Annotated in this window: 14 protein-coding genes; 6 read left to right on the forward strand and 8 right to left on the reverse strand. The window is 44.5% G+C overall.

The window, feature by feature from the left end; translation table 11 throughout:
- Positions 1–11: 11 nt before the first annotated feature.
- The 5 genes from AAEU32_RS13135 to seqA form a co-directional block, all read right to left on the reverse strand.
- Positions 12–989 (reverse strand): alpha-ketoacid dehydrogenase subunit beta, encoded by a 978-nt coding sequence (locus tag AAEU32_RS13135; protein WP_421970991.1) that lies wholly within the window; start codon positions 987–989, stop codon positions 12–14.
- The gene (locus AAEU32_RS13140; protein WP_421970992.1) at positions 989–2,206 is read right to left on the reverse strand and encodes a thiamine pyrophosphate-dependent dehydrogenase E1 component subunit alpha; all 1,218 of its coding nucleotides are present in this window, start codon (positions 2,204–2,206) and stop codon (positions 989–991) included. The genes AAEU32_RS13135 and AAEU32_RS13140 overlap by 1 nt, the downstream gene beginning before the upstream one ends.
- A gap of 290 nt (positions 2,207–2,496) precedes the next feature.
- Positions 2,497–3,531, reverse strand: coding sequence for a succinylglutamate desuccinylase (gene astE / locus AAEU32_RS13145; protein ID WP_421970993.1), 1,035 nt, complete (start codon positions 3,529–3,531; stop codon positions 2,497–2,499).
- A 94-nt stretch (positions 3,532–3,625) separates the two neighbouring features.
- Positions 3,626–5,263 (reverse strand): phosphoglucomutase (alpha-D-glucose-1,6-bisphosphate-dependent), encoded by a 1,638-nt coding sequence (pgm, locus tag AAEU32_RS13150; protein WP_421970994.1) that lies wholly within the window; start codon positions 5,261–5,263, stop codon positions 3,626–3,628.
- Positions 5,264–5,280: 17 nt separating this feature from the next.
- The gene (seqA, locus tag AAEU32_RS13155; protein WP_421970995.1) at positions 5,281–5,829 is read right to left on the reverse strand and encodes a replication initiation negative regulator SeqA; all 549 of its coding nucleotides are present in this window, start codon (positions 5,827–5,829) and stop codon (positions 5,281–5,283) included.
- Positions 5,830–6,283: 454 nt separating this feature from the next.
- Here seqA and AAEU32_RS13160 point away from each other — a divergent pair, with 454 nt between their 5' ends.
- From AAEU32_RS13160 to AAEU32_RS13185, 6 genes are all read left to right on the forward strand, one after another.
- Complete coding sequence (locus tag AAEU32_RS13160; protein WP_421970996.1) at positions 6,284–7,060, forward strand: alpha/beta fold hydrolase; 777 nt, start codon at positions 6,284–6,286, stop codon at positions 7,058–7,060.
- A 125-nt stretch (positions 7,061–7,185) separates the two neighbouring features.
- Positions 7,186–7,407 carry a DUF2788 domain-containing protein gene (locus AAEU32_RS13165; protein WP_421970997.1) on the forward strand — a complete coding sequence of 74 codons (222 nt, stop codon included), beginning with the start codon at positions 7,186–7,188 and terminating at the stop codon, positions 7,405–7,407.
- A gap of 2 nt (positions 7,408–7,409) precedes the next feature.
- Positions 7,410–7,688, forward strand: coding sequence for a LexA regulated protein (gene ybfE / locus AAEU32_RS13170; protein ID WP_022946544.1), 279 nt, complete (start codon positions 7,410–7,412; stop codon positions 7,686–7,688).
- 14 nt (positions 7,689–7,702) lie between these two features.
- Positions 7,703–8,230: a flavodoxin FldA gene (gene fldA / locus AAEU32_RS13175; RefSeq protein WP_421970998.1), complete on the forward strand. Its 528-nt coding sequence runs from the start codon at positions 7,703–7,705 to the stop codon at positions 8,228–8,230.
- Positions 8,231–8,364: 134 nt separating this feature from the next.
- Positions 8,365–8,808 carry a ferric iron uptake transcriptional regulator gene (fur, locus tag AAEU32_RS13180; protein ID WP_421970999.1) on the forward strand — a complete coding sequence of 148 codons (444 nt, stop codon included), beginning with the start codon at positions 8,365–8,367 and terminating at the stop codon, positions 8,806–8,808.
- Positions 8,809–8,976: 168 nt separating this feature from the next.
- Entirely contained in the window at positions 8,977–10,014 is a 1,038-nt protein-coding gene (locus AAEU32_RS13185) for a GGDEF domain-containing protein (protein WP_421971000.1), read from the forward strand.
- 6 nt (positions 10,015–10,020) lie between these two features.
- Here the strand turns inward: AAEU32_RS13185 and AAEU32_RS13190 are convergent, their stop codons facing one another.
- Genes AAEU32_RS13190 through AAEU32_RS13200 form a run of 3 tightly spaced genes read right to left on the reverse strand, consistent with a single transcriptional unit; the run spans position 10,021 to position 15,367 of the window.
- Positions 10,021–11,559 carry a glycogen synthase gene (locus AAEU32_RS13190; RefSeq protein ID WP_421971001.1) on the reverse strand — a complete coding sequence of 513 codons (1,539 nt, stop codon included), beginning with the start codon at positions 11,557–11,559 and terminating at the stop codon, positions 10,021–10,023.
- A gap of 30 nt (positions 11,560–11,589) precedes the next feature.
- Positions 11,590–12,876, reverse strand: a complete 1,287-nt coding sequence (glgC, locus tag AAEU32_RS13195) for a glucose-1-phosphate adenylyltransferase (protein WP_421971002.1) — start codon at positions 12,874–12,876, stop codon at positions 11,590–11,592.
- Between the two features lies 1 nt (position 12,877).
- Entirely contained in the window at positions 12,878–15,367 is a 2,490-nt protein-coding gene (locus tag AAEU32_RS13200; RefSeq protein WP_421971003.1) for a glycogen/starch/alpha-glucan phosphorylase, read from the reverse strand.
- Positions 15,368–15,371 lie beyond the last annotated feature (4 nt).

Here is a 15,371-nt window from a genome sequence, read left to right on the forward strand (position 1 = left end):
GTCAGTGCCCCTTAAAACTCAACTGCGTTCTTGATGGCTTCAAATACTTTCAAAGCATCAGGGATATATTCTTTCTCCAGTGCCAGTGGGTATGGCGTATCAAGACCACACACACGCGCGATTGGCGACTCAAGGTGTAAGAAACACTCTTGTTGAATAGTCGCAACAATCTCAGCACCAAAGCCATTAGTGATAGGTGCTTCGTGACTGACCACTAAACGACCTGTCTTTTTCACTGAATTGGCAACGGTCTCAACGTCCCAAGGTAAAATACTACGCAAGTCAATTACTTCAACACTGATACCATGCTCTTTGGCTTTTTCAGCCGCGGCACTGATGATCTCCATCTGCGCACCCCAAGCAAGTACAGTGACGTCTTTACCTTCTTGTACAACCTCAGCTTTACCCAGTTCAATGGTGTAATCCTCTTCAGGCACTTCACCCACTGATGCACGATATAAACGCTTAGGTTCGAAGAAAATAACCGGGTTATCATCTTTAATCGCTGCACGTAACAGACCTTTTGCTTGATAAGGGTCACGTGGTACTACAATCTTCAAACCTGGCGTGTGCGCAAAGTAGGCTTCCGGTGACTGCGAGTGATACAAACCACCAGCAATACCACCACCATAAGGAGTACGAATCGTTAAGTTGCCTACGTTGAACTCGTTACCACTACGATAACGGAATTTAGCAGACTCGTTCACAATTTGGTCGAACGCAGGGAAGATATAATCAGCAAATTGAATTTCTGCAATTGCCGGCGCGCCAAACGCAGCAAGACCATTGGCAAAACCAGCGATCCCCTGCTCAGTCAGCGGCGTGTTGAATACACGGTGCTTACCATATTTTTCTTGTAAACCCGAGGTAGCACGGAATACACCACCGAAATATCCCACGTCTTCACCGAAGATACACGCGTGATCGTTCTCTGCCATTGTGATGTCAAGGGCAGAGTTAATGGCATGGAGCATGTTCATTGTTTTCATTATTTGATTCTCCCTGCTGTCGTTGGATACGCTTCTGGGTATTTCTTAATGTGCTCTTTAAGTTGCTCGTATTGTGCTTGAAGACTTGGGATTGGCGTGTCGTACACATCACTCACTAATTCTTCAAGTGCTGGCTTAGCTACTTTTTCAGCGACTTTTAGTGCATCAAGAATCTCTTCGCGAATTTTCTCTTTGACTTGCTCGTCTTCTTTTTCATCTAACCAGCCTTTAGCCAACAACCACGTACGAAAACGCTGTACAGGACAGTTTTCACGGAAACTGGCTTCTTCGTCTTTTGAACGATAGCCACTTGGATCATCTGACGTAGAGTGCGCACCTAGGCGATAGGCGATTGATTCAATTAACACAGGCTCGCCGGTCGTTGTTGCATGCTCTCGGGCAGCCTTTGTCGCGGCGTAAACTGCCAGCGCATCCGCACCATCAACACGGATGGTTTTGATACCATAACCAACACCGCGAGAGGCAATACCGTCACCGGCAAATTGCTCTTCGGCAGGTGTTGAAATGGCGTAACCATTGTTTCGAGCAAAGAAAATAACGGGTGATTTATGCACCGCGGCCATGTTCATGCCCGCATGGAAGTCACCTTCAGACGCTGCACCTTCACCAAAATAGCAGATAGTCACATTATCAATCGTGCTTTCTAACTCTTGGGTTTCTTTGTTGATGTGCTTAATCTTCTGACCATACGCATAACCCGTTGCTTGCGGAATTTGCGTACCTAGTGGCGATGAGATGGTCATATAGTTAAGCTCATTAGAGCCATAGTGGATTGGCATTTGACGGCCTTTACCCAGATCCTTTTCGTTTGAGAACATTTGGTTCATAAACTGTTCGAGGGTGAAACCGCGGTAACGCAATGCTGCTTGCTCTCGGTATTGGGCCATGATCATATCTTTATCATCAAGCGCGGCAGCACTGGCTGTCACCGCGGCCTCTTCACCAAGACATTGCATGTAGAAACTTACTCGGCCCTGACGTTGTGCAGCTTGCATACGTTCATCCAAAGCGCGAATAAAACGCATGGTGTCGTAAATTCTCAGTGCAGTTTCTTTGTCAATATCTGGGACTTGAGCACCCTGTGCAACTACGCCTTGTTCATTGAGAACTTGATAAGTTGGAATGCTCAGTGCGTGCGTATCGATAAACGCAAATTCGTGACTAATGTTCAACGAAACGTTATTGGGGTTAGTCATAACCTTCCCTTCTTTTGTTGTCATGTCGCCGGGCGAGTGGTTTTTATTGTTACTGTAGATTCTACCCTAAATAGGTAATAAACAATTCAAGGGTGAATCATATGTAGAATAATATTTCTACACATTTCGCCTAGCGTAAATTATGCTGCCGCCACTTTACGTCAACGTCAACGTATATTCAACTAATGATAGTTGAATAATTGCATCATTGATAAATAGCCTGTGGCAAGTTCAGTGTACGCTCTGTAAGCTACTGAAAATAATAGCAATTACAGAGCGCAGTGGTCAGATCAGATAAAATCTTCAGACAGTTCGGTAGGGATTACTGTAAGTAGCGCACGCTGCCCTAGCGCAACTTTCGCGTTGGGGAAAATAATTGCTTCACCGTCGACTTCGGCGCGTATTTCTTGTTCACCATCAATGCCCAGCAATTCCCCTTTGGCAAAACCAGTGAAATTAGGCACGTTATCGTCAAAAGTAAATGAAAACGTTTCGTGAGTACGATTGATGGTGCGATACACTGCAAACAATTCCACATCTTCCGCTTTAAGGTCAGGATATTGCACAGACTCCTGAGTAATTAATGCTTCGAGTGTACTTTTTGCCTGCTCAAAACGGCTCATGTCATTTTCACCGAATGGGCGTACTTTACCTAATTCGATGGTGAAGGCATCAGCCCCAAAGGTCTTCGATGAAAAGTAACTAAACGTTGATGCCGGCTCAGCCATCAACAATACCGTTTGGACGCCACAGCTAACGAGGAACTGCAATTGTTCACGCTTGTGTGGTTTACCGTGTAAAAATGGATACACAGCAAACTTTTCATTCTTTGAGTCGCGGATCGCCGTGTGCAAATCATAGTGCGCACGATATCGACCTTCACCATGACTCATAAAGAACTGTTCGACGTATTGTTCGAGCTTCTTTGCCCGTTCGCGCTCGGGATTGCTAACCTCACCCACGCTGTGTTTGCCGCAAAACAAGCGATTGAGGTTCTCATCAACAAAGCGCTCACCTATGTTTATTGACTTTGGATTACCAAAGATGAACATAACGCGATGCGCTAGTGTAATTGTGCCGCTGATAATAGCTTTGATCAGTTCATCGCAAATTTCGATAGGCGCAGTTTCGTTGCCATGCACTGCACTGGAGAATACGAAATCTTTATTGCCTGGGTTTTGCGGAGTAAATTCTATAACCCCTGTGTCAAGGACCTTTACAACGGTGCCATCACCAAGCGTGAACTGCTCTGGCGACAAGTTAAATTCATTTTCACGGGTAATTGAGAGAAAATCTCCAGTGTCTTTAAGACGTTGTAAATACATAAAAATCCTTAGTGAGAGTCTGAATTCAGAGTGTGATAATTATGACATATTAAAAAGCCAGTCATGAGACTGGCTTTATCAATAGCTATTGTATTTAAGCAATGGCGTTGTTAACAAGAGCAACAGCTGCCTTCTCAAGTTCATTTAAGTGAGCTTCACCCTTGAACGATTCAAAGTATATTTTATAGATATCTTCGGTCCCTGATGGGCGAGCTGCAAACCAGCCACTCTCTGTTACTACCTTTAAACCACCAATAGCCGCGCCGTTACCCGGAGCATGTGTGAGCTTAGCAATAATAGCGTCACCCGCTAATTCTGTTTCTGTAATATCGTCAGCACTTAAATCTTTTAGCTTCGCTTTTTGTTGTGCATTTGCTGGTGCATCAATACGTTTGTACAGAGGCGATCCAAATTTAGCGACAAGTTCTTGGTAATACTGTGATGGCGATTTACCGGTCACCGCTAAAATTTCTGCTGCTAACAGACCCATGATGAAACCATCTTTGTCTGTGCACCAGGTTGTACCATCTTTACGTAAGAAGGTTGCCCCTGCACTTTCCTCACCACCAAAGCAGATACTGTTATCGGCAAGGCCATCAACAAACCACTTCATACCAACAGGCACTTCCACCAGTTCCTTGTTATGGCTTGCCACAACCTTGTCGATGATGGCACTCGATACAAGCGTTTTGCCAACTTTAACATCACTACCCCAGTTGCGGTGTGTTGTTAAGTAATCAATCGCCACAGCGAGGAAATGGTTAGGATTCATTAATCCATCTTTAGTTACAATGCCATGACGGTCGAAGTCAGGGTCGTTACCAATACCAATATCATAATCATCTTTTAAGCCAATTAAGTTAGTCATGGCAAATGGTGACGAACAATCCATACGGATTTTGCCGTCTTTATCTTGCGGCATGAACGCAAAACGTGGATCGACTATGTCGTTTACAACAGTCAGGTTCAAACCATAATGCTGCGCAATTTGTGGCCAGAAATTAATACCCGAGCCACCAAGTGGATCAATCCCCAAACTGAGGCCAGATTGAGCAATTGCCTGCATATCAACAACATTTTCTAAATCATTGATATAAGGCGTTTTCATATCTACATACTTGATAAAGCCACTGCGCTTTGCTTTCACATATGGAAATAGTTCAACTTCTACCAAGTCTTCAGCAAGTAGCTGGTTTGCTCTATCTTCAATCCACTTTGTAACGTCAGTGTCCGCAGGGCCACCATTAGGTGGATTATATTTAAAACCACCGTCTTCTGGCGGATTGTGTGAAGGCGTCACGACAATCCCGTCTGCAAGCTCATTTGGGTTCGCTAGATTATGGCTTACAACGGCATGACTGATCACAGGTGTTGGCGTGAAATCGCCACCTTCTTGGGTGATCACTTGCACTTCATTCGCTACCAGCACTTCGATTGCTGAATTAAATGCAGCTTCTGATAATGCATGAGTGTCTTTACCCAAGAATAACGGGCCAAAGATATTATTTTGCTTGCGGTAATCACAGATTGCTTGGGTAATCGCAAGTATATGTGATTCATTAAACTGTGTATTTAAGGAGCACCCACGGTGGCCAGATGTACCAAATGCAACACGATGCTCTGGATATTGTTCAACATCAGGCTCGTGTAAATAATATGCACTCATCAACTGGGGAATATTGACTAGTTGTGATTGCGGCGCAGGTTTTCCAGCGTTTGGGTGAACTGCCATGCATGGCTCCTTTTTACTTATAGATAATCGCGAATAATTTCTGCTTGTTCTTTTGAATAGCCCAATTCCAGTGCCACCTCATGCAACATCATTTTCTTGCGTGTTGTATTTGAGTTGGTCATCACCCAGTACGGACTGTCTTCAATGTTCTTTGGATTCAAGCTGCTGCCACTTGCCTGTAGCTCTTCTTTACTCGTGGCAAAGTAACGACGATCACGGCCTTTAATAGATAAGACGCGATCAAAAGTCGCTTTATGGCTACGGTGAAACGCAGCAAGGATAAACAAAAATCGTCCTACCACCCCTTTTTGCATCGCTAATTCTTCTTTATTAAGAATATCGAACACTGAGCGCTGAGATTGGCTCTGCTGTACAGGGGGTTGTTCTTGGGTAATAGCTTCAGTTTCTTGTTTTTGTTCTTCTACTACTGGTTTGTCGGTAGGTTGTGCATCGATAGATTGCAGATTTAATAAACGACGCAATATCGTCGAAGCGCTTTCACCTATACTTTGCGTATTGCTTGCGATGTACTGATAAAGCTCGTCGTCTATCTCTATTTTCTTCATGATTTTCCTGTCACTACTGCCATGTCATTCATACAATGCAGAATTATACCCAACTTACCTTAATAAGCTAGGGCATACAATTATTAGGTACAGATTTTCAAGTATCACAGCGCTTACGTCAATGCCTTGGTTATCAATCACTTTGTCGCTACGGTGCGTTTTAATGTCGCCTAACACGCGCGTACAAAATCCGCCTCCTTAATGCCTTCAACTTACGAGCGTGAAAACAGTGTAATTAGCGCAATTGACGCGCTTTGTGTACACACACAAACACAGGTTGATAATTGCAAAGCGTAATGTCATCGCCCAGAAAATGCATCATGAAGATATTTCAATAAAGCCAATGCATTTGCTAAAGACAGTGCCACAACAAACTTTGTGACGCTAAAGAGTTGCAAAATGAGGGCGCGCTCTGCACAATTTGGGCTTTGACAATCAATCGCTGCTATTTCACATGCTTCTTAATTACCAACGAACAGGACTATCGCCAGAAACTGCCCCAACCGTGATAGTGATTCATGGCTTATTTGGCTCATTAGATAATCTTAAAGTGGTTGCTCGCGCTTTAGCTGAACACTTTGATGTAATTAATGTTGATGTGCGCAATCATGGCTCGTCGTTTCATAGCGATACGATGGACTACAGCGCCATGAGTAGCGACATCGTGGCGCTAATGGATGAGCTCAACGTTTCTCACGCACACCTTGTTGGGCACTCAATGGGTGGGAAAGTTGCAATGCAAGTAGCTCTCAATTGCGCCCAACGCGTCAATAAACTCGTGGTACTGGACATTGCTCCGGTTTCCTATCATCCACGTCATGATGCAATCATTGAGGCGCTCCACGCGGTGGCTAAATCGTCAATCACCTCACGCGCCCAAGCAGACACCATTATGACAGAGTATGTCGACGAAGCTGGCGTACGCCAGTTTTTGGCAAAAAGCTTAACAAAGGTGGATGATGGCACTTTAGCTTGGCAATTTAACTTGCCTGTCATCGCAGCACAATATCCAAATATACTGGCACAACCAGACAGTGAGAGCACATGTTCATGTGATACACTTTTCATCAAAGGTGCTGATTCTGATTACATCCTTAGCGAGCATCGCGAACAAATAATGACGCTTTTCCCCAATGCAAAAGCAAAGGTAATCCAAGGTGCTGGGCATTGGCTGCATGCGCAAAAACCCGCTGCAGTGAATAAATCCATTGTCGATTTTTTAACACGTTAATCTGTATCAAGATTTATATGTTGAATAAAGCCTATAATTAGGCCCGATAAATGCGTAATTATGGCCTAAATTATTCAATTTTTATGTGCTACAATGCGCGCCGTTTTATAGATAGGTAGCAGTAGATGGTCGACCAATTTATCACTGGACTGGATACCCTTGGGTTGTACTTTGGCCTTGCTGGCATCTTTTTTTTCATCGGCATGGCGATTCAAGACGTACTAAAAAAAGGCAACGTGCCTAAATTTGGTCGTTATGTTGTGTGGTTGGTGTTGTTTCTTGGCTGTTCAGGCTTTATTGCTAAAGGCCTTATTCAAGTATTTTGGCAAGGCGCAGGTGTGGGATAACCATGGCGAAGTCGGAGTTAGATAGAACAACACTCGATTTATTCGAGTATGAGCGACGCCCTGGTCGCCCTAAGACCAACCCTCTGCCACGAGAGTTGCAGTTAAAGGTTAATAAGCGTAATCAGCTCAAGCGTGATAAAGCACGTGGGTTGAAACGCGTAGAGTTTAAAGTTTCGTCAGAGCTGTATCAGGCGTTAAATGATATGGCAGATGCGCAAAATATTAGCCGCAGTGCGTTGATTGAAACAATTTTGCAAGAACGATTGGCTATAGATACTTAAAAGGTTATTTATTCATGGCAAGTGTAGGTATATTTTTTGGCAGCGACACAGGCAACACTGAGCACGTCGCAAAGATGATCCAAAAAGAGCTAGGTAAGAATTTAGTTGCTGTACACGACATCGCTAAAAGCTCTAAGGAAGAGATTGCAGAATTCGATTTACTGCTATTCGGTATTCCTACTTGGTACTATGGCGAGGCACAATGCGACTGGGATGACTTTTTCCCTGAGTTAGAAGAAATCGACTTCGACGGTAAATTGTGCGCTATTTTCGGCTGTGGTGACCAAGAAGACTACGCCGAGTACTTCCTAGATGCGATGGGGATGGTCAACGACATCATCACTGAGCGTGGCGCAATTGTAGTGGGCCATTGGTCAACTGAGGGCTATGACTTTGAAGCATCTAAAGGCATGGCTGATGACAATCACTTTGTTGGTCTTGGTATCGACGAAGACAGACAACCAGAGCTAACAGAGCAGCGCGTGAAACAATGGTGCGCACAAATCTTTGAAGAAATGTGCCTCAGTGAGCTTGCTGACTAATATCTCAACGCTTGGGTGTAACTAACCTTTACACCCAAGTGCTAAGCACGTTATTCTTACTCTCTAAATACGCGTCGAAAAGCACAGCTAAATCAGCGAAAAGTGCATAAAAATTAAAATTGAGAACAAGTTGAATGACTGATCATAATTTAGAGCTTAAAAAAGCAGGCCTGAAGGTCACCCTTCCCCGAGTAAAAATTCTCGAAATACTGCAATCACCTGATAATCAACACATCAGTGCTGAAGATGTATACAAAATCCTGCTTGATAACAGTGAAGAGATCGGTCTTGCCACGGTCTACCGTGTACTGAACCAATTTGACGATGCAGGTATTGTTACTCGCCACCACTTCGAAGGTGGAAAGTCGGTTTTTGAACTTGCTGGTTCGACACACCACGATCACCTTGTGTGCTTAAAGTGTGGACGTGTAGTTGAATTTGAAGATGATTTGATTGAGCAACGCCAACTAGAAATTGCACAAACAAATGGTATCAAGTTAACTAACCACTCCTTGTATCTGTACGGCGAGTGCCAAGACACAGAATCATGCAAACAATATGCAATAGAAAATAGCTAAATACCAATTTGCTCTTTTAAAAGCCTGCACCAAGCAGGCTTTTTTGTTTTACAGCACACGCTCTTCCCGCTTCAAACCACAGCGCATTATTTTTACTATACTTAAGGTACAAAAGTTAACTCCAGTCTAAACGTCACGTTCAGCGATGTGGTAATAAGGTCACGATGCATGCAAGAAAATGTGCTCAATTCGGTCATTAATCTTACAAAAACACGAGACGTCAATTCGCTCGAATACTCGCTGGTGACAACGTTACACGAGTTTGTGCAATGCAATGAAGTCGCTGTTTATAAAGACCTGCAAAACTCGGAACAAAGGATCATCGAACGCAGTTTGTCACTCAATTGCTCTACTGATAAAAAATATCACTGGGAAGATAATGTCATAGAGACCGATCCAGACGATGAATTAATTTCCTGTTTGAAATCGGCGTGCATTATCACCGTACAAAATAACCAAGGCATTGAATCACGCTGGTTGCCAATTTCGCTGTTTGATAAGCCGGTTGTGGCGATAAAAATCGTCGGCAAGCCACTGACGTCCAATCAGCAGGTGCTACTCAATGCTTTTTGTCGAATATACGAGAACTACCTCACTATCTTAAATGAAAACGAACGCGATAAGCTCACGGGCCTGCTGAATCGTCAAACTTTCGAAAACAAGTTTAAAAAGCTTTTAGAGAAACAGATAGTTAATCGCAAATTAGCGCGTAAAAGCAAAGATTTAAGCAAGACTCATCCAGAGAGTACTGCGTGGTTGGCTATGGTTGATATAGATCATTTTAAAGATGTAAATGATACCTACGGACATGTATGTGGCGACGAAGTATTGCTTATATTAGCGCAACAAATGCGCGGATTTTTCAGGGCAACCGACCTCATGTTTAGATTTGGCGGTGAAGAATTCGTGATGTTGTTCGAGCCAAGTTTAAAAGAAGATATTCGCACTAAGCTTGAACTGTTTATTGAACACATTCGTACCACCACGTTCCCTTTTATTACCAAACTTACCTTAAGCATAGGCGTTACTAAGGTCAGCCCTTATGACTATCCTATTAACGTTTTAGAAAATGCTGATAAAGCCCTTTATTTTGCTAAGGAGAACGGCAGAGACCAAATGCATTTTTTTGAGGAACTGATGAGCGAAGGGCGTTTAGGACAGCAAGGAATGAAAGAGGCCAACCAAGGTGACATCGACCTCTTTTAACACGGTTTAACTGTTAAGCATATACAGCTGTTTTAAGTATGAACTTGCTGCATCATCCCACGTAAAGCGACTTGCTTTTGCACTTTTACACACGTGTGCCCATTGCTTTGGCTTGCTTTCAAACATCGTGAGCGACTGCTCCAGAGTTGCTAACATCGCCGCAATTTGACCTTCAACAGAGTCACCAGTAAATACAAAGCCGTTATCGTTGAGCTTTACAGTATCTTTCAATCCCCCCACACCATGCACCAAACACGGCGTACCACTGCGCATCGCCAACATTTGACTGATCCCACAGGGCTCAAAAGAGCTCGGCATAAAGAATAACTCGCCGAGTTGATAAATCGCATCACCTAATTGCAGTGCAAAGCCATTAAAGAAGATCAGGTTCGTGTGACGTCCCATGGCCTCATTAAAAACCTTTTCATAATAACCATCGCCCGATCCCAAAATCATGCAGGTTTTACCATGCTTTGCCAGTATGCTCAGAACATGATCAATCACCAACTTGCCCTGATATGTCTGCGCTAACAATGCCACTTTTTGGTCAGTGATCCGCCCAACAGACGTTAACCAAGGGGTGATGCCGTCTCGCTGCCATTGTTGAGCACGTACATGCGCAATGTAATGATTACTCGGCAACAGTGCGTGCTTTGACATCCAGCTTAACAAAGCATTCTCACTCAAAGACCACATATCCTCGGGGGTATATCGAGGCTGTTTCGTCTCGTAATCACAGCCATTAAGAATACCTATCAAACGACCTTGCGTATGCGCTTGTTGGAGGTCATGTTCCAACCCTTCACCACCGATGAAACCGCGACTAGGGTCGCTTGCTTGCATCACTTCATCAACATACGTCGGCGACACCACATGTACGGTATCGCTAAGCTGTAAACCAGCGCGCATCGGGTTATAACAATGCATAAAACGACGGTCGCATATACGTTCGCCATCATAGCCTAACCACGAATACCAATGCTGCAACGAAGAATGATCACCTGAGAATGGACGCGTCCCCTGCAATGCCAAATTATGGACTGTGTAAACAGTGCGAAGTGATTTCAGTTTTTGATATTGAGGCGCGTAAGCACGCAAAACAGCTAAAGATGCCGCATGCCAGTCGTGTAGGTGTAGCACATCTAAATGACCAAACGCATCGTGATTAATCGCCTCAGCCACCGCCAATGAAAATAACGCAAATTTACTTGCATCAGCGGCAAAAGGACGGCCATCTGCATCGTCATGATAGATGTGCTCGCTATTTAGCCAAGGGTGACTCACTACATAATGGGTCACCCCATCGCGTTGTGCGACGCGATATAAGTTTATTTGTAAATACTCTGAGGCAAAATTAACGGTAAACTCCATACAGTGTTCACGTTGCTCAAGCTCTAAGCATTGATACTCGGGTAACACTACATGTACCGTCAGTCCCTGATTTGCTAAGGCTTTTGATACATCGCCTACGACATCGGCAACGCCACCAACCTTACCACCTTTAAGACTACTACTCTCGGCACTAACAAATAATACTGCACTCATTGGCTTCTTACGCTCTTGATTATATTGGAATTACTTTTGCGCTAATGCGTTTAGCATATCACGCGTTACCAAAACGATGCCATTTTTCGACACTCTAAATCCATTGTGCACATCTTGCTCATGGTCGATACCGATTTGCATACCTTCTGGGATTTCGCAGCTGCGGTCGATGATCGCGCGCTTAATTTGACAGTTTCGGTGAATAACCGCACCTGGCAAAATAACAGATTCCTCAATTTCACAGAATGAATGTACGTAAACATTTGAGAACAATAAGGATTTGCGCACTGTTGAACCGGAGATGATACACCCACCAGAAACCGTTGAGTCCACAGCCATACCACGACGGTCATCGTCATCGAAAATGAATTTCGCAGGTGGAAGTTGTTCTTGGTATGTCCAAATTGGCCACGTTGGGTCGTATAAATCCAATTTAGGCTCAGGAGAGACCAATTCCATATTTGCCTCCCAGAATGAATCGAGCGTACCTACATCACGCCAGTAAGGCTGTTCAGATTCATCTGATGGCGCGCCAGCATGACCTGGCTCGCTAAATGGAAACGCAAACACCTGATGCTTATCGATAATTGCTGGGATAATATCGTGACCAAAATCACGGCCCGACCCATCAGTTTGTGCATCACGGCGCAATTGCTCGAACAAGAACTCAGTATTGAATACATAGTTACCCATTGACGCCAAACAACGTCCAGGCTTGCCCGGAATTTCATTTGGTTCAGCGGGTTTCTCATCAAAACGACGTACACGGTTTTGTTCATCAACCGTCATGACCCCAAACGCACCTGCTGCTACATCGGTATCCACTTCGATGCAACACACTGTCATGTCAGCGCCATTTTCAACGTGTTTCGCAAGTAATTGGCCATAGTCCATACGATATACGTGATCTCCTGATAGGATCATCACGTAGCTTGGCAACTCGTGGCGGATAATATCCATATTTTGAAATACCGCATCGGCTGTACCGTTATACCAATCATCACCATAACGTTGTGATGCTGGCAGGATCTCAACTGACTCACCCAATTCTTTCTTAAAGTGACCCCACGCACGGTTAACGTGACGAATTAACGAGTGCGACTTGTATTGTGTTGCCACACCAACACGGCGGATCCCTGAATTGATGCAGTTTGATAGCGGGAAGTCGATGATTCGGTGTTTTCCGCCAAAATAAACAGCTGGCTTCGCTCGCCAATCCGTCAGTTCATGTAATCGTGAGCCACGGCCACCGGCGAGAATTAGCGCATACGTATCTCGCGTTAGTGTACTGATGTAGCGGCTTCTAGAACTAGACATATTATTCTCCTTCGCTGTTGCTAGTGTGTTGTAACTGCCATATTTCTTGGCTGTATTGGGCGATGGTTCTATCGCTTGAGAACGTGCCAGATGCGGCGGTGTTTAATACACTCATTTGCGTCCAACGCGCTTTGTTTTGATATGCTGCACTTACTTGTTCTTGTGCCTGCACATACGAAGCAAAGTCGTAACAGGTTAACCAAGGATCTGAGTCTGATTTCAATACATACAAAATTGAATTGAAGATACCCGGTTCGCATAAATTAAAATGACCACTCTCAAGTAGCGCAATGACTGCGCTTAAGTTTTTGTCATTATTAATAATTTCTTGGGCATTGTAGTTCGCACGAATGGCGTCAACTTCTTCAACTTGTGCACCAAACACAAAGAAGTCTTCACCACCTAGTGCTTCTAGCATTTCCACATTCGCGCCATCAAGCGTGCCTATGGTTAGTGCACCATTCATCATGAACTTCATGTTACCTGTGCCTGATGCTTCTTTACCTGCTGTAGAGATTTGCTCTGACAAATCTGCCGCTGGGCAAATCGTTTCCATTGCCGTGACGTTGTAATTAGGTAAAAACGCGACTCTGAGCCATGGCTGCGCGCGAGGGTCATCATTAACCGTTTTAGCCACGTTACAAATAAGCTTAATTATTTGCTTCGCCATGTCATAACCCGGTGCCGCTTTACCACCGATGAGCACACAGCGCGGTACCATCCCCTGCGTATCACCATCACAAATGCGACGATAGAGATGGATAACGTGGAGAATGTTCAACAACTGACGTTTGTATTCATGAATTCGTTTTACTTGCACATCAAACATCATGTCGGCGTCAAACTCGACACCACAGTGCTTTTGTACCAGTTCACATAACTTTAATTTGTTATCACGCTTAACCTTTGCCCACTGCGCCGTGAACTTACTGTCATTAACGTAATCTTTAATTTTGCTGATCTGTGAAAAGTCTTTAACCCATGTTTGACCAATATTCTCTGTCAATAACTGGGCCAGCTGCGGGTTACAATGGGCCAACCAACGACGAGGCGTAACACCGTTCGTTTTATTGTTGAACTTATGTGGCCACAGCTCATAAAAATCTTTAAATAGCCGCTCCACCAGCAGTTTACTGTGCAGTGCTGCAACCCCATTGACGGAGAAGCTGCCGACAATCGCTAAATAAGCCATACGCACTTGTGGGTATGGGCCTTCTTCAATCAAAGAAAGTGCGCGCTGTTTATCACTGCAACCGGGCCACTTCTTCGCAACTTCTGTCAAGAATCGCGCGTTGATTTCATAAATAATTTCCATCAAACGCGGCAGCAAACGTTGGAATAACGCCACAGACCACTTTTCCAACGCTTCAGGAAGCAAGGTATGGTTAGTGTATGCCATCGTTTTAGTGGTGATGTCCCACGCTTGTTGCCAATCTAATTTGTGCTCATCAATAAGCAAACGCATTAGTTCAGCTACCGCAATACTCGGGTGAGTGTCGTTAAGCTGGAATACGTGATAATCAGCGAACTCAGTGAAATCCTCGCCATTAAGCTCAATCCAACGATTAATACGGTCTTGTAGTGATGCACTGCATAAGAAATATTGCTGGCGAAGACGCAGCTCTTTGCCGTTTTCAGACGCGTCATTTGGATACAACACCATAGAAATTTGCTCGGCGAGGTTCTTTTTCGCCACGGCTTCTGCGTAGCCACCCGCATTGAACTCACTTAAATCGAATTCATCCGTCGCTTCACTTTTCCACAGGCGCAAAGTGTTAACCACATCATTACCACACCCTGGTACGGGTACGTCATAAGGCACAGCATACACATCATGAGTATCCACCCACTCGCGGTGCAAACGCCCCTGCTCGTCTTTGTGCACAGCAACATGACCAAAGAACTTCACGCGCACGGTTTTATCTGGTGCAGGTAATTCCCAAGGATGGCCTTCACGTAACCAGTGATCGGGCTGCTCTATCTGATAGCCGTTATCGATACGCTGATTAAACATGCCGTATTCATAACGAATACCATAGCCTGTAACCGGTAACGCCATGGCTGCACAGCTATCTAAGAAACATGCAGCTAGCCGTCCAAGGCCACCATTACCTAAGCCTGCGTCATGCTCTGCTTCGCCAACACGCTCTAGTTCTGCGCAATAATTTGCCAGTGCTTGTTTTACCTCTTGTTCCATTTCAAGATTCAAAATAGCGTTGTTAAGACTGCGACCAATTAAGAATTCGAGAGATAAGTACGCGACCGAACGTTTCTTACTGTTGTCCTCACGAGTTTGACGCATTCGCGATACCAAGCGGTCACGAATCGTCAATGCCAGCGCTTGGTATAAATAATGTTGCGACTCCCCGACTTTGTCGCGGCCCAAGGTATAGTGAAAATGGCGCGCTAAATCGTCAGCTAACGTCTCGGTGTCCAGTGTTGGCGCATCTTGCCAATCTACTGGATGGCATACATTGCCTGATGTTGTCATTGTG

The organism is Pseudoalteromonas maris, assembly GCF_049257235.1.
GTDB lineage: Bacteria > Pseudomonadota > Gammaproteobacteria > Enterobacterales > Alteromonadaceae > Pseudoalteromonas.